Genomic DNA, 21,004 nt, shown 5'->3' on the forward strand with positions numbered 1-21,004 from the left:
TTCGAAAAAAATATTTATTTGTTTTTAATATCACAAATTTAATCATTTATTAGATAATAGCGTTATCATAAGATTTTTGTTGATAAAAGATAATCCACAAATATGAAGGAAGTGAGGATTAAGAATTAAATTTATCTGCCGATATCAAGATATTATATAAGTGAAATATATTTTTTAAATATCTTGTAAACGCTTTTAATGTATTAGTGAATAAATTATAATAATAAGAAAAAGGGACGGTGTCTATTATGAAAGTAAGTATTGTAGGTTGTACACATGCAGGAACTTTTTCAGCAATGAACATTTTGAAGGAGCACCCAGACTGGGAAGTTTCCGTTTTTGAAAGAAATGATAATTTATCTTTTCTATCCTGTGGGATTGCACTGTGGGTAAGTGATCGTGTTTCAGACCCTAATAAGATGTTCTATGCCAGCCCCGAGGCATTAACTGATATGGGTGCACATATGTATATGCAACATGATGTAACTGATATTGACTTTGATAACAAGAAATTGTCAGTGAAAAGTTTGGCAAATGGTGATACTTTTAGTCAACCATATGATAAGTTAGTAATCACAACTGGCTCAGCTCCAATTATTCCACCAATTCCTGGAATTAATTCAGATCGTGTTATGTTGTGCAAGAACTGGACTAATGCCAATGAATTGAAAGAAAATGCCAAAGATATTAAGAGTGCTATTGTTATTGGTGCTGGCTATATTGGTGCAGAATTAGCTGAAGGTTATGCTACTTTAGGCAAAGAAACAACCTTGATTGATGCTTTACCTGATGTTTTGGCTAAGAACCTTGATCCGAATATGTCGGCCGTTGCTGAAAAAGATTATATCGATAATGGTGTAACTTTAGGTTTGAGTGAAAAAGTAGAGTCATTTGAAGAAACAGATCATAGTGTAATTGTTAAAACCGATAAGAATACTTACGAAGCTGACATTGCCGTTATGTGTGTTGGTTTCCGTCCTAATACAAAGATGTTCGCTGATAAATTTGAAACTCTTCCAAATGGTGCATTAGTTGTGGATAAATATATGCACACAAGCATTCCAGATGTTTATTCAGCTGGTGACGCAGCATCTGTTCATTACAATCCAACTGGTGACAACCAATATATTCCTTTAGCAACTAACTCAGTTCGTCAAGGTATTCTAGTTGGTAAGAATATTGAAAAAGATACCGCTGAATATATGGGTACACAAGCTAGTTCAGCTGTTGAATTGTTTGGCAGAACCTATGCAGCAAGTGGATTGACTAAGGTTCATGCTGATGCTTTGGGTAAGAATGTTGCTGAAGTTTCACTTGAAGACAACTATCGTCCTGAGTTTATGTTATCAACAACTCCTGTTCTAATGAACTTAGTTTGGGATCCTGAGACAAGAGTAGTTCTTGGTGGTGCTTTGACAAGTAAATATGATGTATCACAATCAGCTAACTTGCTATCACTTGCTATTCAAAAGAAAGTTACAATTGATGAACTATCAATGGTTGATTTCTTGTTCCAACCAAACTTTGATAAACCAGTTAATTACGTTAGTGCTTTAGCAGGTGCTGCTGTTGAAAAAGCTGATTCAACTGTTAATGAATAATTGAAGATTATGAGGGTGGCTTTGGGGCCGCCTTTTTTTGTATAACCTGTGTGAAATCCTTGGGGGTGATGTTGATGGAAGATGATGATTTTATCATGCGTCAGATTAAATCTTTTGCTGAGTGCTTTGGAGCTGTTCTGGGAAAAGGTAAGGCGAGAAATGAAGTAGTCTTTGAACAGCAACAGAATCAAAAAGGAAGATTTATACTGATTTGGATCAATTATTGTTGCATCGTAAATATGAAGAAGCCATTCATTATGTTTATGCACAGAAATTTGAGTTAGATATTGATAGTTATTATAGGTTGGGTATGTGGTTATATGGTAAATTGAAGAATGTTTCTGGAGTTGATGCTGGAATGGTGAAGGAATTTTTAAAACAGATTGAAAAATGTCCTAGGCAGTAAATAACCATGGTTCTATGCAGAATGGTGGAAACGAGCTTCGCAAGGGAACCCATTCCGGTTTGCTACAGTACTGAAATTGCCCGCATAGTGCGCGTGCGATTCCAGTACTTAGGCAAATCCTCGTGGGTTGGGCACCCTTGCTCCGCTCTCTAAAATTCATAAATTATTCTTATTTTGTTAAAACTCCTTTCATAAAATCACGTTACTATGTATACATAGTCAAATATGGCTATTCAAAAAACGAGGTGAATGCTTATGAAAAAACATCCGATTCTTGTTCTCACGGGTGTATCTGTCTTAGCTACTGTTTGTACTAAGATGATCAGAAGTCACAATGAAAAAAAGTTTTTAAACTAATTAAAAAGTACTAACATTCAAATCAAAAATACAACCATTCAAACAAATAACTATTTAACTGACCTGAGGTAATAATATGAAAAACGATAATAACATGGGCTTGCGTAAGCAAGCCTTTTTTGTGTTCTCGACGTTAATAATTTTACTTATTGCTTAATATCTCATATTATTTTGGTAGTTAGTAAGGAGAGTTTTGATATGGCAAAACGTCGTGTGTTTTATTATTCCGGAGCTTTTATCATTAATCTGATTATTATTTCGATTATTTTTGCCTGTACTGGTTTAGTTCCTTTTGGTAGTAATAATTTTTTGAGTAGTGACTTGGGAACTCAATATTTAACGTTCTTGACGGAGCTTAGAAGGCAACTGGTATCGGGAAATTTGCATTTATATTTGTTTAGTCAATCTTTGGGTGATAATTTTTTTCCTGTTATGAGTTACTATTTGTTATCGCCTTTTAATCTATTGTTGGTTTTCTTTAGTGCACGAAATATTCCAATTGCAGCTGATATTTTGATTATGCTCAAGATATCCACAATGGGTGTAACGATGGCGTTCTTTTTAAAAGAGTACTTTCAAGAGCGAAGCATTGTTAATTGGATGTTTACAATTGCTTATAGTTTTTGTGGTTTTGTAGCGTCATACTTCTATGATCTAATGTGGTTAGATGCTTTAATTATGTTGCCTTTGGTAGCTGTTGGTGTAATGCGTGTAATCAAGCATCATCAGTATGTGCTATATTATTTTTCTATTCTGTTTTCGATTATCTTTAATTATTATTTGGGATACATGCTCTGTATTTTTTCACTTTGTTTCTTCATCTTTATTGGATTAGAAGATAATTTATTCCATCGGCAAGATAAATGGTTGGTTATCAGACGTTACTTGATTTCTTCTGTTCTAGCAGGATTAAGTTCAGCGGTGGTTTTGTTGCCAACTTTAATAGGAATGTTAAAAACGGCTAAGACCTCATTTAATATCCTCAATTATTTGCCCTCAGCTCGTTTTGGTTTAGAAGCTTTAACTGAATTGGGTATTGGAGGTAACAGTTTTGACCAGCGTCTGGAACATGGCCCATCCGTTTTTATGACATCGACAGTTTTGATTTTATTATTAAGTTATTATCTTAGTTCACGTGTTAATAATCGTGATAAACAGAATTCAGTCTTTTTATTGGGAATTTTGCTTATCAGTATGTTTGTGACAACTTTTAATACGATGTGGCACATGTTTCAAAACCCAGCTGGTTTTCCATTTCGTAATAGTTTTATCTTTTCTTTTGCCTGTATCTTTATTGCCCGCAAGGCTTGGCAGAGTGGAGTGGTTAATGAACTAGGCGTTATAACGAAGGCTACCTGTGTCGCCGGAATATTAATTTGTTTAGGATATTTAACCGAGTGGCTCCTACCTAAGGTGATTGAACAATTAGGATTTGACAGTATCAGTTTGAAATACAGCATAGGTTACTTCTGGTTGAGTCTAGCCTGTATTATTCTTTCAGGATTATCACTTTTACTATTAAATCGTAATAAGAATTTCTTGTTGATTTTATTTTTAATGATTAGTTTTGAAGTGATTGCTAATTTTAATTCGGTGATGGCAACGGCTGACTTTGGAAATCAGGCTATTTACGAGAATGAATTTGATCGTGAGAACACCATTTTAAAAGAAGTAAAAGATCGAAGTAATTTGGGACATCGAATAATTGTTTCTAAATCAGGATTGAATAAAGCTTTTCCTGAAAAATATAATAACTATAATGATTCCATTTTGTTCAACATCAATGGCTTAAGTTTATACAGCTCGACATTGAATCAAAATACTTTGGAAATGATGAAAGACCTAGGTTATTTTAGTCTTAATGTCAGAAGGATTAGTTATTATGGTGGTACTAAATTAACTAATGCTTTGCTGGGTGTTTATTATCGAGTACGTCAATGGAGTAATCATTACTATGTAGAAGAGAACTATGATGCTCCAACTTTAGGATTTTTAACTGATAATAATATTTATGACTTTAAGATGAAAACTGGTCAGGCCTTGTCTAATCAAGAAAGATTGTGGCAGGCTCTGAATGGAAGTAGTGCCGAATACTTCAAAAATTCACTCTTAACCAGTATGCAACAAAGTACTGTCGGCAATCGTAAATTATATAATTATCAATTAACTACGAGAGCAACAGGACCGTTATATTTTTATGTAACGCCCTTTAATTATGATAAGTCGAAGATCTATGTTAATGGCAAACGCATTAAGACATCACCAATTAATGTTTATAGTGCAGCAACGTTATATTTGGGTGATTTTAAACGAAATAAAAAATTAGAAGTGAAAATTCTAACGAATAGATCTTTAGGTTTAAATCCTCGATACTTTCAATCACTGGATCAAACTAAATTTGATTTATCAGTAGATAATCTAAAAAAAACGATCTCTACATGTCAAATCAGATTTGAATCATGATACGGTTCGCGGTTCAATTAATGTGGATCAAGATTCACCGTTATTATTGAGTATTCCATATGATAATGGATGGAGTGCGTATGTTGATGGAAAAAAAGCTAAAATTAATAAGGTGGTTTCAAATTTGATGGCGATTGACCTCAAAAAGGGACACCATAACGTAATTTTAAATTATCAAGTACCTGGTCTAAAGCTAGGCTGGCTTGTTTCTGCCATTGCCGTTATACTGTTTATAAGTTTTCTTTTGGTAGTTAAATCAAAGGATAAATTACGAAATAAGTTATAACTAATTTTAGTAAAAATTATCGAAATATTTGCAAATTTCTGTAGATGTTATAAGATTCTGATATGAAACGTTTACATTAAAGGCGGGGTGAAATTTAATGTCCAATGAATATATTATGGCGATAGATGAAGGTACAACTAGTACTCGTGCTATTATTTTTGACCAAAAGGGAAATAAGATAGCTGATGCTCAACGTGAGTTCACACAGTACTTTCCTGAACCTGGTTGGGTAGAACATGATGCTAATGAGATTTGGAATGCTGTGCAGTCAACTATAGCCAATGTTTTTATTGAATCAGGTATTAAACCAGATCAAATTAAGGGTATTGGTATTACGAACCAACGTGAAACTACGGTGGTTTGGGATAAGACAACGGGTCTTCCTATTTACAATGCGATTGTTTGGCAAAGTCGTCAGACTACTGATATAGCTGAGAAGTTAGCTGGTCGTGGTTATGGTGAGATGATTCATGAAAAAACTGGTTTGCTGATTGATCCATACTTCTCTGCTACAAAAATTCGTTGGATTCTAGATCATGTTGATGGTGCCCAAAAACGTGCTGAAAATGGCGAACTTCTCTTTGGAACAATTGATAGCTGGTTACTTTGGAAGCTGTCTGGTGGAGCTGCTCATATAACTGATTATTCCAATGCCAGTCGTACAATGCTTTTCAATATTCACAGTTTGGAATGGGATAAAGATATTTTAAGAATTCTAAATATTCCACAAGCAATGCTACCAGAGGTACGACCTAATTCTGAAGTTTACGCTAAGACAAAAGATTATCATTTCTATGGTTCAGAAGTTCCTATTGCTGGTATGATTGGTGATCAACAGGCTGCCTTGTTTGGCCAAATGGCCTTTGAACCGGGGATGGTTAAAAATACTTATGGAACTGGTGCTTTTATTGTTATGAATACCGGTGAAAAGCCCCAATTATCTGATAATAATTTATTAACAACTATTGGTTATGGTATTAACAATAAGGTTTATTATGCACTTGAAGGCAGTATCTTCGTAGCTGGATCAGCTATTCAATGGTTACGGGATGCAATGAATTTAGTTGATTCTGCACCTCAATCTGAAGAAGCTGCTCTGGCTTCAATGGATCAAGATGAAGTATACGTAGTACCAGCTTTCACAGGCTTAGGTGCTCCATACTGGGATGCTGATGCCCGTGGTGCTGTCTTTGGTTTAACACGTGGAACAACTAAGAATGACTTCATTAAGGCCACTTTGCAATCATTGGCTTATCAATCACGTGATGTTTTGGACACGATGAAGAAAGATACTGGCATCGAAATTCCAACGTTGAAAGTAGATGGTGGTGCAGCAAATAATCGTTATTTGATGCAATTCCAAGCTGATATTTTGCAGACACCGGTTCAAAGAGCTAAGGATTTGGAAACTACTGCTTTGGGAGCTGCCTTTTTAGCTGGACTAGCAGTAGGCTATTGGGATAATCTAGACGATATTAAGAAACAATATGCTACTGGTGCTACGTTTGAACCTAAGATGGATCAAGAACGTGCCGATTACTTATATGAAGGTTGGCGTGAAGCAGTCAGTGCAACTAGAAAATTTAAGCATAAGACAACTAAATAAAAGGCGAAGTATCGCCTTTTTTGCTGTTTAGGAGTTAGAGATGGATAAAGATTACATTTTAGCAATTGATGAGGGAACAACAACAGCTCGAGCAATTATTTTTGACCATAACGGTCAACAAGTAGCGATGGCGAGACATCCAATTAGACAAATTTTGCCTGATCCAGGTTGGGTCGAACACGAGCCAAATGAAATATGGAATGCTGTACAAACAACTATTGCAACTGCTTTGATTGATTCAGGAATTAAACCCAAGCAAATTAAAGCGATTGGAATTGCTAGTCAAAGAGAAACAACAGTTGTTTGGGATAAAAAAACGGGACTTCCTATATATAACGCTATTGTTTGGCAGAGTCGTCAGACTTCTAAATTAGCCAATGATTTTATCAAAGCGGGTTATAAAGACGAAATCCATCAAAAAACTGGATTGATCATCAGTCCTTATTTTTCAGCGACAAAAATTCGTTGGATCTTGGACCATGTCGATGGTGCCCAAGAGCGCGCTGAAAAAGGTGAACTTTTGTTTGGAACTATTAATACTTGGTTATTATGGAAATTAACCGACGGCGAAAGTTTTATGACTGATTGCGCTAATGCTAGCCGAACAATGCTTTATAATATCAACACACTTCAGTGGGATGATGATTTGTTAAAAATCTTTAATATTCCTAAAGTGATGCTGCCTGAGGTTAAATCTAATTCAGAGGTTTTCGGAATAACGAAGAACTATCAATTCTATGGTTCAGAGATTCCTATTTCTGGAATGACGGGTTCACAACAGGCCTCGTTATTCGGTCAAATGGCTTTTGAACCAGGGATGGTAAAAAATACTTACGGTACGGGTGCCTTTGCGGTCATGAATACCGGTAATAAACCCGCTATGTCAGATAATAATTTATTGACGACAATTGCTTATGGAATAAATGGTGAAATCAATTATGCGTTGGAAGGTAGTGTGTTCGTTGCTGGAGCAGCCTTACAGTGGTTACGAGACGATATGAAGTTGATTAACTCTACACCTGCAACTTCCGATGCAGCTAAGAGTTCGACTGATAACAACGAAGTCTATGTGGTACCCGCCTTTGCTGGATTAGGTGCACCATACTGGGATAATGAAGCTCATGGAACTATCTTCGGTTTGACTAGGGGAACGACCGATAAAGATGTTATTAAAGCTACTTTGCAAGCCATTGCTTATCAAACAAAGGATATTATTGAAACAATGAGTTCTGATTCTAAGATTCCAATTGAAGTCTTAAAAGTTGATGGGGCCGCCTCTGCTAATGACTATCTCATGCAATTTCAAGCAGATATTCTGGGAATATCACTTCAAAGATCATCTGAATTGGAAACCACTTCTTTAGGTGTTGCCTTTATGGCAGGCTTGGGAGTAGGCTATTGGAAAGATTTGGATGACATCAAAAAAAATTATCAAACCGGTAAAACTTATCAACCTAAAATGTCAGAATCCGTACGTACAAATCTATATGATGGATGGAAAGATGCTGTTGAAGCAACGATGGCTTTTAAACATAATATCTAATTTAAATAAGAGCCTATCTTAAAAGACTCTTATTTTTTATTGTTGATATAAAAGGATTCTTATGAATTTTATTAAAAAAACTTTGACATGAAGTTTTTGAAAGTTTAATATTAATACATCATTGTGTAATGTGAGGAGAATTTTTTAATGGATGAGAAGAAGGACCGAGGATTTTTCGGTCAACCGACAGGTTTACGCACCTTGTTCTTAACTGAATTTTGGGAGAGATTCAGTTATTACGGTATGCGTGCCATTTTGCTTTTCTATATGTACTACGCTGTAACTAAGGGCGGTCTAGGAATGGACCGTACTACAGCCGCATCTGTTATGTCTATCTATGGTTCATTAGTTTATATGTCCAGTGTCTTAGGTGGATTTATCAGTGATAGACTTTTAGGAGCCAGAAGAACAGTCTTCTGGGGTGGTGTTGCCATTATGCTTGGTCATATTGTGCTATCACTTCCTATTGGTGAAACGGGATTGTTTACATCAATTGCTCTTATCGTTATTGGTACCGGACTTTTGAAGCCAAACGTATCCGAAATGGTTGGTGGATTATATAGTGAAGGGGATCCAAGACGTGATTCAGGATTCAGTATTTATGTCATGGGTATTAACTTAGGCTCATTATTTGCTCCACCAGCTGTAAATGCTATGAGTAATCAATTTAATTTCCATGCTGGTTTTTCACTAGCTGCTATTGGTATGTTTATTGGTTTGATTGTTTACTGGTGGGATGGTCGTAAGTATCTTCCTGAAGAAAGTTTACATGCTCCAGATCCAATCACTGACAAAGAACGTACTAAGTTCTTCCAACGTGTTGCTCTTGTAGTATTAGTATTGGCTATTATTGTAATTGTAATGATTTTTGCTCATGCCTTTACAATCGATAACATCATCACAATTATCAGTATTCTAGGTATTGCTTTACCAATTGGATACTTCATTATGATGCTTTCAAGTAAGAAAGTTACTAAGGTCGAAAGATCACGTGTACTTGCTTATATTCCTTTGTTCTTAGCTGCAGTTATCTTCTGGGCAATTGAAGAACAAGGTTCAGTTGTTTTAGCTTTATTTGCTGCTGAACAAACAAATCTTAACTTTGCAGGATTTAAGTTATCAGCCCCATTGTTCCAAATGCTTAACCCATTCTTTATTATTATCTATACACCATTCTTTGCTTGGTTATGGATCAAATTGGGCAGACGTCAACCATCATCACCATCTAAATTCTGGATGGGATTAGTTGCAACGGCTATTTCATACTTTGTCTTGATCATTCCTTTGATGGGAATTGCACCAGGGGCAAAAGTTAGTCCACTTTGGTTAGTATTAAGTTGGGGTATTATTGAAATTGGGGAAATGTTGATTTCTCCAGTTGGTTTGTCAGCTACAACTAAACTTGCTCCTAAGGCCTTCAGAGGTCAAATGATGAGTATGTGGTTCTTAGCTGATTCTGCCGGACAAGCTGCTAATGCTCAAATCGTTAAGTTATACAATCCAGGAGACCCACATAATGAAATTATGTTCTTCGGTGTAACTGGTATCGTGACACTAGTTGTAGCAGTTATCTTGATTTTATTTGTACCAAAGATCAAGAAACTTATGCAAGGTGTTAACTAAATTAAAATTAATATAAAGTCTTGACTGATTTTAAATCGGTTGAGGCTTTTTTGTTTGGTACCATTGACTACAAAATGTTGTGTTTCAGTCAAATTGGTCTTGTTGTGGAGGATGATATAGTAGGTTACAACAAAAAAACTTCATTTTTTAGATTAAATAACAATTATTTTAAAAAATCCCTTGAAATGAAGTTGTTTTTTCGTTAATATTATTAAGTCGAATGAAGACAGAGCAACTCATGGAGGGGTAGCGAAGTCTGGCTAAACGCGGCGGACTGTAAATCCGCTCCTTCGGGTTCGGTGGTTCGAATCCACTCCCCTCCATTCATTGGGTTATAGCCAAGCGGTAAGGCAATGGACTTTGACTCCATCATGCGCTGGTTCGAATCCAGCTAACCCAATTAATGAAAAAAGGCAAAATTCTGAATATGAATTTTGCCTTTTTATTTTTCTAATTTTCGACCAGTTATTAATTTTTAACCGAAATACTGTATAATTGATGGAAGTAATGCGCATAAAGGAGTGCCAAAAATGAAGGTACCAGTATATATACAAATTCACAATCAGATAAGAAAAGAAATTGAATCTGGCAAATGGAGCGTTGGGGAACGTATTCCATCTGAAAGACAGCTTTCACAAGATTTTGACGTTAGTAGAATGACATTACGACAAGCTATTCAAACGCTTGTAGATGAAGGGATTTTGCAAAGACAAGTAGGTTCAGGAACCTATGTTGCTAGTAGTAAGGTCCAAGAAAAGATGTCAGGAACAACCAGTTTTACTGAGATAACTGAGAGTCAGGGTAAGAAACCTTCAAGTAAGACTGTTTCTTACCATGTTGCTGATCCTTCAATCAGTGAAATGGAGAAATTGAAATTAAAAGATGGCAATCAGGTTTTACGAATGGAAAGAATTCGTTATGCTGATAACCAACCAATTTGTTTCGAAGTTGCTACAATTCCGGTTGATATTGTAAAATCACTTGATAAGGAAGACATAACGTCTTCTCTATACAAGGCTTTGGAAACCAAAGCAGGTCTTAAATTGGGCAACGCTACGCAAACTGTATCAGCAATCCTTGCATCTGAGAAGATAGCTAACTTTTTGAATGTTAAGCGTGGTTCTGCTATCTTACGAGTAAGACAAGTTACTACTTTGGATGATGAACGTCCATTTGAATATGTTCGTTCACAATATGCCGGAGATAGATTCGAATTTTATTTAGAGCGATAATCATTATCTTTCGCAAAAAATTTAGGGTACTATATTGTTTGATATGTTTTTAAATCTTTAACTGGGAGTCACCACATATGCAAAGTTTTATTAAAAAGTACAGTATCTTCTTGATGCTATACATTGTTTTTCAACCAGTACTAGATGCTGTTACTGGATTGATGACTCAAGCACATATGAATGTTTCGTTTGGGGTATTGATTCGTATGGCCGTTATGGCTGTTACGGTTTTCTATTTGCTGATATTTCTGATTCTAAATCGGGACAATAGGCATGGGTTCATGATGATCGGTTATTTTGTCCTATTGGCCGTTGTTTCAGCTATCAGTTTGTTTATAAATTACAAAACCAAAGTATTATTTGTCACGACTTTGGAAGTTACGACTCTAGCAAAGAGTTTGTATTATCCAATCATGTTGTTGGCTTACTTGTACGCTTTTGAAGAGTTAGCAGAGGATCGAATCATTAATCGTTTCTTTCCTAAGGTCATTTTCCTTGCTGTAAATATCATCAGTATTATTATGATCGTTGCTCACTTCACTAATTCAAGTTTCAGCTCTTACTCATACTATAAGTTAGGCGAGAGTGGCTGGTTCTTCGCTGCCAATGAATTGAGTGCAATTGTTTCAATTACATTCCCAATTATGATTTGGTATGCTTTGAAAAAAATTAATACTTGGTCACGTATTTATTATTGGATAACGATTATAGTTGCCATTTACGCAGATTTATTGATTGGAACAAAGGGTTCACTCTTAGCACTCCTATTCAGTATTTGTATGGGTATTTTAGCAACAATCGTACAATTCTTTATGTATAAAGATAGTCGTAAGTATTTCGTCGGAATTTTTGCAATGCTAGCCATCACTTTAGGTGGAATTGTTGTTGCTTATCCAGCTATGGCGGTTTCTAAGACTTCTGAATTACATACTGAAATGATCAAAGATAAGAAAGAAAAAGCTAAAACTAAAAAAGGTATCACTAAAGATCAAAAGAAATATGTTCAAACTAATAAGACAGTTTCTTATCTCTTTAGTGGTCGTACCGTTTATTTTGAAAATGCGGCACATAACTTTAGTAAAGCAACGCCAGCACAAAAGATTTTCGGAATGGGTTATGCAACTAGTTTCAAACATGAAAGAGATGCCAAGTTGGTCGAGATGGACTACGTTGATATCTTCTTCCAGTTTGGATTGATTGGTACAATAGTTTATATGGTGCCATTACTATATTGCTTGATTTATTTAATAGGAACATTCCTCAGAAAATTCAAGTATATGTGGTCTTATAAATGGGCCATGTTGGTAGCATCTGTAGCATTAGGATTCGGAATGGCTTTAATGACAGGACATGTTATTGAAGCACCATCAGTAAGTATTTACTTTGTTTCCGTTCTAGCTTATGCAATGCTTAATGCCAAGATTTTCTTAAGAACTAATGAAGATCCATATACAATCGATGTTGAATCGTAAATAAAAACAGGCTGTCAATTGACAACCTGTTTTTATTTACGATTTTTTTCTTGTTTAATTAATTTCATATATTTAGGAATAGCCAACATTCTTCCAAATCTTGTTGGTTCGGTGATCAAACGGTAGAACCATTCCAGACTGAGTTTTTGGAATACTTTAGGGGCACGTTTCTTAGTACCAGAGAAAACATCGAAACTGCCGCCGACACCGATCCAGATAGCATCTGCTTTTTGACGATACTTTTCGATGAAGTATTCTTGCTTAGGATATCCTAAGGCTACCAGAATAACATTAGGCTTCTTTTCAGCAATTTCGTCAACGATTGGAGCATCATCTTTGAAATAACCATCATGATAACCAACTAGATCAACTTGAGGATAATCTTTTTTGATTTTATCAGCAGTGGCCCTGATTACTTCTGGTTTAGCGCCTAACAAGTAAACTTTTAATTGTTTGCGGTCCGCTGTTTCAATTAAATATTTTAATGTGTCAAAACCAGTGATACGTTCATGTAGAGGAGTGCCTAGGCTTTTAGCTCCCTTGATAATGCCGATTCCATCAGGAATTACATAGTCAGCGTTATTAATGATTTTTAAAAATTTGCTGTCTTTTCTAGCTGAAAGGACAATTTCAGGATTAGCTGTTACGATAAACTTGTTTGCTTTAGTATCCAAATCGTAGTCTAAATATTTGTGAAATTGTTTTTCGGTAAAATTATCAAATTCTGTACCTAAAATATCTACTCTATTTTTGTGCATAGCATTCTCCTTTAATGTATTATTATACACGAGAAAGATTAATTTGAGAGGTGTCAAAATGCGTATTCTACATATCAATGCCGGCAACGAAGACGGCGGAGCTCGTACATACATCGTTAGTTTAATGAAAGGTCAAAAAATAATAGGTGAGGAAAGTGCCTTATTGACTTTTCAAGAAGGTCCTGTTTCCAAGATGGCTCGTGAAAATGATTTGAATGTTGCGGTTATGCCTCAGAAACAACGTTTTGACCTTTCCATTTTGAAGCCACTAGTAAAATATATCAATAATAATGGTTTTGATATTGTGCATACGCATGGACCACGTGCTAACTATATTTTTTCTTTGATTCGTAATAAAGTTCATGCTAAATGGGTGATTACAGTCCATTCTGATCCTCGTATCGACTTTTCCGGTATAAGGGGTCAAGTTATGCTTAGATTAAACTTACATGCTTTAAAACACGCAGATTTGCTATTTTACGTAAATCCTGATTTGGAAGAATACTTTGAATCTTTGAAAATAGATTCTAAAAAAACTTTTGAAGTATTCAATGCGGTTGATTTTTCTAATGCTAATCCAAAATTCAATCGTCATTCACCATTTAATATTTTAGAAGTTGCACGATTAGTTGAGGTTAAGAATCATCGATTTTTATTGAATGCCTTGAGTAAAGTTAAATTCAATTATCGTTTGACTTTAGTAGGTGATGGTCCGTTGATGGAAGAGTTAAGAAAGTTAACTGTTGATTTGGGAATCGCTGATAAAGTTGATTTTGTTGGTTTTAAAGAAAATACGGGCGATTTTTATCAAGATTGTGACGTATCGATTTTAACTTCAAAATCTGAAAGTATGCCTGCTGTTTACCTAGAATCAGCTGCCAATGGCAAACCGGTTATTGCAACAGATGTCGGTGCTACGAATAAAGTCATTAATAATGAGAATGGCTGGTTAGTTGAATCAGGTAATGAAGAACAATTAATTGAGGCTTTAAACGATGCCCACTCTTATTGGAAAGATGGCAACTTGAGTCAAAAGGGCATGGCTTTGTATCAAGAAGTAAGAGATAACTATTCAATTGAAAAATTGGCTGAGAAAGTAAATGATGGGTATGAAGCGACTTTGAAGGCCAATTAGAGTAAAATAAGACCGTGATATCAAATAAATAAGGGAGTAATCATGACTCAATTTCAAGATGAAGATTTAACATTGCATACTGATTATTATGAATTAAATATGATGTATACATACTGGAAGAAAGGTTTGCACAATCGTCGTGCAGTTTTTGAAGTTTACTTCAGAAGTTTACCCTTCGACAATGGCTTTGCAGTATTTGCAGGTTTGGAACATGTCGTAGATTACTTGAAGAATCTTAGCTTTTCTGATTCAGATATTGAATACTTACGTGAATATGGGGAATATGACGAAGAATTTTTACGCTGGTTAAAGGATATGCAATTCAGTTGCACCGTTCGATCAGCTCTGGAAGGAGATTTGGTTTTCAATGAAGAACCAATCCTTCAAGTAGAAGGTCCATTGGCACAATGTCAATTGATTGAAACTGCCATCTTAAATATGGTCAATTTCCAAACTTTAATTGCTACTAAGGCAGCTCGTATTAAGACTGTTTGTGGTGATGATCCAGTTATGGAATTTGGCTCACGTCGTGCACAAGAAGTTGACGCAGCTATTTGGGGAACACGTGCAGCTTATATTGCTGGTTTTGATGCTACAAGTAATGTTCTAGCTGGTAAATTGTTTGGTATTCCTATTTCAGGAACTCATGCCCATGCATTGGTTCAAACATATCGTAATGAATACGAAGCCTTCAAAGCATATGCTACAACACATAAAGATTGTGTTTTCTTAGTTGATACTTATGACACTTTGAAGAGTGGTGTACCAAGTGCTATCAAAGTAGCTAAAGAAATGGGCGACAAGATCAACTTTGCAGGTGTCAGAATTGATTCCGGTGATATGGCGTATATTTCTAAGCGTGTTAGAAAACAACTTGATGAAGCAGGTTTTCCCAATGCAAAGATTTATGCATCAAATGACTTGGACGAGAAGACCGTACTTAACTTGAAGATGCAAGATGCTAAAATCGATGTCTGGGGTATTGGTACAAAAGTTATTACAGCCTTTGATCAACCTGCCTTGGGTGCTGTTTATAAGTTAGTAAGTATCGAGGATAATCGTGGCAACATGATGGATACTTTGAAACTCTCAAGTAACGCAGCTAAGATTTCAACACCAGGTAAGAAACAAGTATGGCGTATTACTAACAACCGTAAGAATGATAAATCTGAAGGTGACTACGTAACATTCTGGAACGAAGATCCTAGAGAACATAGTTCACTTTACATGTTCCATCCACAATATACTTACATCAATAAGACTGTTGAAGATTTCCAAGCTAAACCATTGTTACATGATATTTTTGTCGATGGTAAATTGGTTTATGATCTACCAAATGTTAAAGATATTAAAAAGTATTGCATGTCTAACTTAGATTCACTTTGGGATGAGTACAAACGTATCTTGAATCCACAAGTCTATCCAGTTGATTTATCTTCAAAACTATACAGTCATAAGATGAAGTACATCGAAAAGATCCGTAATGACGTAAACAATATTAGATTAGGTGACTAAAAAATGAGACCATTGCAAAAAGAAATTATTGAATTTGAACATACAAAACCTGAAATTGATCCTGAAACAGAAATAAGACGTTCGGTTGATTTCTTGAAAAATTATGTAAAAGAACGTAGTTTTTTGAAAACGCTAGTTCTTGGTATTTCTGGAGGACAAGATTCAACTTTAGCTGGTAAATTATCAGAAATAGCTATGACTGAACTTCGTGAGGAGACAGGCGATGATAGTTATCAATTTATCGCTGTGCGCCTACCTTATGGGGAACAAGCTGATGAATCAGATGCTATGCAAGCTATTGAATGGATGAAAGCAGACAAAGTCGTTCGAGTTAATATCAAGGATAGTGTTGACGCAATGGTTAAAGCAGTTGAGGCCAATGATTTAAATATTTCTGACTTTAACAAGGGTAATATCAAAGCTAGAACTAGAATGATTGCTCAGTATGCTATTGCCGGTGACAATAAAGGTGTTGTGGTTGGAACAGACCATGCTGCTGAAAATATTACTGGTTTCTATACTAAGTATGGTGATGGAGCTGCCGATATTACACCATTGTTCCGTCTGAATAAGCGTCAAGGTAAGTCATTACTAGAAAAGCTTGATGCACCAAAGAATCTTTATGAAAAAGTACCAACGGCTGATCTTGAGGAAGATCGTCCTAGTTTACCAGATGAGAAGGCTTTAGGAGTATCTTATAAAGATATTGACGATTACCTTGAGGGTAAGGAAATCAATCCTAAGAATGCTGAAATTATTGAAAATTGGTACAAAAAGACAGCACATAAGCGTCGTTTACCATATACAGTTTTTGATTAATCTGTTGATAATAAATATGAATTAAATTGAGGGCATTCAATTCTTTGAATGCCTTTTCTTGTAACCTGTTCTATGTGTTAGAATTAAGTTGTATTATTGTATATTTTACGAAGAGGTGTTTAACAGTGAACAATAATTTAGTTTCCCTTATGAAACCATCTGTTGTTGCAATCAAGCAGCAAGAGATTTTTAAATTCAATGCGCGCGCCAAAAGTATTCCGGGTGCGGTTAATATGACTGTTGGAGAACCTAATTTCCATACTCCGGAGCATATTAAACAAGCTGCCATCAAAGCTATTAATGATGACCAAACTCACTACACAGTTCCTGAAGGTAATCATGAGCTTTTGAATGCTGTAGCTAAATACTTGCATGATAAATATGGTTTAAATTATGATCCTAAAACCCAAATCGTGGCTACAACAGGTGTAACTGAAGGTGTCTTTTCAGCCTTTAATGCTATTTTGCAGCCAGGGGATGAAGTTTTGATCCCATCACCGGCCTTTACTATTTATGGCCCTGACGCTAATTTCAATGGGGCTTCGCCAGTTTATATCGATACTTCAGAGACTGATTTTAAAGTAACTCCTGAAGTATTGAGTGAAGTCTTAAGAACTAATCCACGTATTAAAATTTTCTTATTTAATTATCCAAGCAATCCTACAGGTGTTAGTTATACCGAAGATGAATTGATTGCCTTGGCTGAAGTTATTAAAAAACATAATATTTTCGTAATAAGTGACGAAATTTATAGTGAATTGACTTATAATTTTAAGCATATTTCATTTGGCAATATTCTTCCTGAACAGACAATTTTGTTAAATGGTTTGTCTAAATCTCATGCCATGACTGGTTGGCGTTTTGGTGTAGTTTGTGGTCCAGCTGAAGTTGTTGCTCAAATTAATAAGATTCATGAATTGGCAACTACTTCAATTACTTCAATTACTCAATTTGCAGCCTTAGAAGCATATAAGAATGGTTATGATGATCCAATTCCAATGCGTAATGAGTATCAAGCAAGACGTGATAGGCTGTTAGCTGGCTTAAATAAGCTGGGCTTTGAATGTCCTACACCAAATGGTGCCTTTTATTTGTTTACCAAGATACCTGAACAATATGTTCAAGATGATGTGAAGTTTGCAAATGACTTACTTGATAAAGAACATTTGGCTATTTTGCCAGGTAGCTTCTTCGGAATTGGAGGAGAAGGTCATTTGAGATTCAGTTATGCTGCAAGTATGGAAGATATTGACCAATGTTTATCCAAGTTAGAAGATTTTCTAACCTTAGAAAAAAACGATAGTTTAGAGGAAAAGTATGTTAAGCAAATTTCAGAGAATTATTAGCAAATTAGTGCTTATTTGCGTGGGGATCTTTACTACTGTAGTTTTTGTACAGATGGGTGAATTTTTTACATTAAATTATTTAAAACCAGAACCAGTACTAGCAATACTGGTTTTTCTTTGTGCAATTATTTTCGTTGTTGGAGTAGGTTATCTGCTTTATCGAGTTCGTGACGATGACAAAAATTTGAATAGATTGATTCTATTCAGCATGTTAGCGATTTTTGTTGTGGTAGCGATAATTTGGCTAAAAGTAGTTCCTAAGACACAGATAAGTGATTTTGGTGAGTTTTGGAATACAGCTCCTAAAGCTTTAAATGGTGGCAAAATATTTAGTTATGATAACGATTATTTTGCTAAGTGGGCCTATCAAACAGGCTTTTTAGTCTACGTTATGACGGTTGTAAAAATCTTTGGAGAACACGTTATTGCCATTCAATTATTGAACGTGGTCTATCAAGTATTGATTTTGTATTTAGCTTATTTAATTTCAATGCAAATCTTTAATAAAGTTAAAGTGGCACGGTTAACGGTCTTTCTATTAATGATTGACTTAGATTGGTTTGCTTTAAATAGTCAATCTGATAATCAATATATCGGAATGCTCTTGTTCATGTTGACATTCTACTTGATTATGCAGAACAAATATTGGACCTATGCTTTAGCCGGGCTAACTTTGGCAATTGGTAGTATTGTTCGTCCGATTGGACCAGTAATTATTGCCGGTATTTTAGTTTATGGCTTGTTATACATGTTTATTGCTAATAATAAACTTTCCTGGTCTGGACTTGGAAAAATAGTGATGACTTTGGTTATTTATCAGGTTATCTTCTCTGGGGCCAGTTTGGCAATTAAGAGTTCCGGTTTGAATTCTTATGGATTAACTAATCGTGATTCAGAATGGAAATTTGTAGTTGGATTGGATGCTTATTCAGGTGGTTCATACGATCAAAAGATGGTAGATCGTTTTGACTTGCAGGAGAGTCGTGCCAAGATGAGTGCCAAAGAACATAAGATCATCCATGAGAACATCAATAATCTTAATGCTTCTAATGGCTGGTTACGTTTGTTCTGGGCTAAGAACCGTACACTTTGGGCTGGGCGCTCAATGGCAATTGATTTCACAGAATTTGGTAAGATTCATTCATTAAGAATGGATAATTTAGTAAAATTATTAGGATACATGGGTAGTGTCATATTGATAATCTTTTCTTGGATTGGTTCATTGAGTCTATTTAAACAAAAGACTGATAACAAGATTTTCTTGATTTTATTACCATTGATGGCCTATGCCGTTGTACAATTATTAATTGAAGTTCAAGGTAGATATCGACTTGAGTTCTTGCCAGTAATAGCTATTCTGGCCGGAGTCGGTTTGTATAGCTGCTTTGACTGGATCAAATCGAGACGGGAGAAGAATTAGATGTCTGATGTATTTAAATTAAGTATCGTCGTTCCATGTTATAACGAAGAAGAAGTTTTGCATGAAACTACTAAGGAATTAACCGCTATTCTTCAAGGCTTAGTGACCGGTGATAAGATTTCTAAGGATAGTAAAATTGTTTTTGTAGACGATGGTAGTAAAGATAAAACTTGGTCGTTGATTTCTGAGTTTTCTAAAGAGTATCCTTCCGTTTCTGGTGTTAAATTAAGTCGCAATTTTGGACATCAAGGTGCGTTATTGGCTGGTGTAACGACAGCTTCAAAAGATTCTGATGCCGTTATAACGATAGATGCCGATTTGCAGGATGATGTTAATGCTATTCCTAAGATGGTTGATGAGTACTTGAATGGTGCTGAAGTTGTTTATGGAGTAAGAAATAATCGTGATACCGATACTGCTTTCAAACGTGGAACGGCTGAAATGTTCTATCGTTTCATGGGCTTCTTAGGGGTTAAATTGGTACCTGATTCAGCCGATTATCGCCTGATGAGCCAACGCGCTTGCCAAGTTTTATTGAGTTATCGAGAACGCAATTTGTTTTTACGTGGAATTGTTCCACTAGTTGGATTCAAATCAGCTAAAGTTTATTATGCTCGTAAGGAACGTTTTGCTGGTGAATCTAAATATCCACTAAAGAAAATGATCAAGTTTGCTATGGATGGAATCACTTCATTTTCAATCGTTCCAATTAAGATGATCATGGGGTTAGGCTTCTTCATCGTATTGATCAGTATCGTATTGTTGATTTATAGCTTGGTTCAAAAAATCAATGGTAACGTGGTCAATGGTTGGTCGTCACTAATGATATCCATTTGGGCACTTGGTGGTGTACAATTGATTAGTATTAGTGTGATCGGTGAATATGTCGGTAAAATCTTCAGCGAAGTTAAACAACGTCCGAGATTTACCATTGAAAGAGATATTTATACTGAAAAAACACAAGAAGAAAATAAGAGGTAACGTTTATGAATGCCGCACAAAAAAGAGCCATGCAATATGGTAATTTGATTAATAATACTGTTAATACAATTCAAGAAGAACAAGATAAGTTGAATCCAGAATTTGAAAAGATTCGTGGTGCGTTGGATCGTAGTAAAGTCGATCAACTGGATGATGTTGAATATACTAAGATTCAAAAGAATTTTGCTGATGGAACAAAAAAATATCAAGAAACTTTAGCCAAGTTGGAAAAAGGTAAGGCTCCTGCAAGATTAATGGGAACTCATATTACTTTGGTTTCAGCTTTTAGAAAGTATGTTGAAGCCTGTGCCGATATGACTGAAAGTATCGGTGATGATAAGAATATCGATCGTCATAAGTTCGATGAATCAGAAAAAGGCCAAGATGAAGCTATGGATAAATTCTCAAAATTAATTCAAAAGTTAACTAATTTGGCTTAAT

17 protein-coding genes and 2 tRNA genes are annotated in these 21,004 nt (G+C 35.5%); 18 read left to right on the top strand and 1 reads right to left on the bottom strand.

From position 1 onward, the window contains the following. The first annotated feature begins 248 nt into the window (after positions 1-248). From LKACC16343_RS05370 to LKACC16343_RS05415, 11 genes are all read left to right on the top strand, one after another. Positions 249-1,601 (top strand): FAD-dependent oxidoreductase, encoded by a 1,353-nt coding sequence (locus LKACC16343_RS05370; RefSeq protein ID WP_056953603.1) that lies wholly within the window; start codon positions 249-251, stop codon positions 1,599-1,601. 74 nt (positions 1,602-1,675) lie between these two features. Next, a complete protein-coding gene (locus LKACC16343_RS05375) occupies positions 1,676-1,885 on the top strand; it encodes a hypothetical protein (protein WP_056953605.1) in 210 nt (69 codons plus the stop codon). A gap of 677 nt (positions 1,886-2,562) precedes the next feature. After that, the gene (locus tag LKACC16343_RS05380) at positions 2,563-4,827 is read left to right on the top strand and encodes a YfhO family protein (RefSeq protein WP_256970555.1); all 2,265 of its coding nucleotides are present in this window, start codon (positions 2,563-2,565) and stop codon (positions 4,825-4,827) included. Beyond that, complete coding sequence (locus tag LKACC16343_RS14520) at positions 4,817-5,113, top strand: YfhO family protein (RefSeq protein WP_256970556.1); 297 nt, start codon at positions 4,817-4,819, stop codon at positions 5,111-5,113. Before LKACC16343_RS05380 ends, LKACC16343_RS14520 begins: the two co-directional genes overlap by 11 nt. Before the next feature lie 97 nt (positions 5,114-5,210). Next, positions 5,211-6,719 (top strand): glycerol kinase GlpK, encoded by a 1,509-nt coding sequence (gene glpK / locus LKACC16343_RS05385; RefSeq protein ID WP_056953607.1) that lies wholly within the window; start codon positions 5,211-5,213, stop codon positions 6,717-6,719. A gap of 40 nt (positions 6,720-6,759) precedes the next feature. Next, entirely contained in the window at positions 6,760-8,262 is a 1,503-nt protein-coding gene (gene glpK / locus LKACC16343_RS05390) for a glycerol kinase GlpK (protein ID WP_056953609.1), read from the top strand. A 147-nt stretch (positions 8,263-8,409) separates the two neighbouring features. Then, the gene (locus LKACC16343_RS05395; protein ID WP_056953611.1) at positions 8,410-9,885 is read left to right on the top strand and encodes a peptide MFS transporter; all 1,476 of its coding nucleotides are present in this window, start codon (positions 8,410-8,412) and stop codon (positions 9,883-9,885) included. A 240-nt stretch (positions 9,886-10,125) separates the two neighbouring features. Further along, positions 10,126-10,208 (top strand) — tRNA-Tyr (locus LKACC16343_RS05400). 5 nt (positions 10,209-10,213) lie between these two features. After that, positions 10,214-10,285 (top strand) — tRNA-Gln (locus tag LKACC16343_RS05405). A gap of 130 nt (positions 10,286-10,415) precedes the next feature. Beyond that, positions 10,416-11,117 (top strand): GntR family transcriptional regulator, encoded by a 702-nt coding sequence (locus LKACC16343_RS05410; RefSeq protein WP_056953613.1) that lies wholly within the window; start codon positions 10,416-10,418, stop codon positions 11,115-11,117. 77 nt (positions 11,118-11,194) lie between these two features. Next, positions 11,195-12,589 (top strand): O-antigen ligase family protein, encoded by a 1,395-nt coding sequence (locus LKACC16343_RS05415; RefSeq protein WP_056953615.1) that lies wholly within the window; start codon positions 11,195-11,197, stop codon positions 12,587-12,589. Between the two features lie 32 nt (positions 12,590-12,621). Here the strand turns inward: LKACC16343_RS05415 and LKACC16343_RS05420 are convergent, their stop codons facing one another. Continuing rightward, entirely contained in the window at positions 12,622-13,347 is a 726-nt protein-coding gene (locus LKACC16343_RS05420; protein WP_056953618.1) for a WecB/TagA/CpsF family glycosyltransferase, read from the bottom strand. Positions 13,348-13,405: 58 nt separating this feature from the next. On the opposite strand from LKACC16343_RS05420, the gene LKACC16343_RS05425 reads away from it, so the two are divergent. The 7 genes from LKACC16343_RS05425 (at position 13,406) to LKACC16343_RS05455 (ending at position 21,003) form a co-directional block, all read left to right on the top strand. Then, positions 13,406-14,482 (top strand): glycosyltransferase, encoded by a 1,077-nt coding sequence (locus tag LKACC16343_RS05425; RefSeq protein WP_056953620.1) that lies wholly within the window; start codon positions 13,406-13,408, stop codon positions 14,480-14,482. Between the two features lie 42 nt (positions 14,483-14,524). After that, the gene (locus LKACC16343_RS05430; RefSeq protein ID WP_056953622.1) at positions 14,525-15,997 is read left to right on the top strand and encodes a nicotinate phosphoribosyltransferase; all 1,473 of its coding nucleotides are present in this window, start codon (positions 14,525-14,527) and stop codon (positions 15,995-15,997) included. Positions 15,998-16,000: 3 nt separating this feature from the next. Further along, positions 16,001-16,816 (top strand): ammonia-dependent NAD(+) synthetase, encoded by an 816-nt coding sequence (nadE, locus tag LKACC16343_RS05435; protein ID WP_056953624.1) that lies wholly within the window; start codon positions 16,001-16,003, stop codon positions 16,814-16,816. Positions 16,817-16,941: 125 nt separating this feature from the next. After that, positions 16,942-18,162, top strand: coding sequence for an aminotransferase class I/II-fold pyridoxal phosphate-dependent enzyme (locus LKACC16343_RS05440; RefSeq protein ID WP_087721268.1), 1,221 nt, complete (start codon positions 16,942-16,944; stop codon positions 18,160-18,162). Beyond that, the gene (locus tag LKACC16343_RS05445) at positions 18,134-19,582 is read left to right on the top strand and encodes a hypothetical protein (protein WP_056953626.1); all 1,449 of its coding nucleotides are present in this window, start codon (positions 18,134-18,136) and stop codon (positions 19,580-19,582) included. Before LKACC16343_RS05440 ends, LKACC16343_RS05445 begins: the two co-directional genes overlap by 29 nt. Further along, the gene (locus LKACC16343_RS05450) at positions 19,583-20,563 is read left to right on the top strand and encodes a glycosyltransferase family 2 protein (RefSeq protein WP_056953628.1); all 981 of its coding nucleotides are present in this window, start codon (positions 19,583-19,585) and stop codon (positions 20,561-20,563) included. It abuts the gene before it with no gap. 5 nt (positions 20,564-20,568) lie between these two features. Then, the gene (locus LKACC16343_RS05455; protein ID WP_056953631.1) at positions 20,569-21,003 is read left to right on the top strand and encodes a hypothetical protein; all 435 of its coding nucleotides are present in this window, start codon (positions 20,569-20,571) and stop codon (positions 21,001-21,003) included. The last annotated feature ends 1 nt before the right edge of the window (position 21,004 follow it).

It is taken from the genome of Companilactobacillus bobalius, assembly GCF_002179915.1.
Taxonomy (GTDB): domain Bacteria; phylum Bacillota; class Bacilli; order Lactobacillales; family Lactobacillaceae; genus Companilactobacillus; species Companilactobacillus bobalius.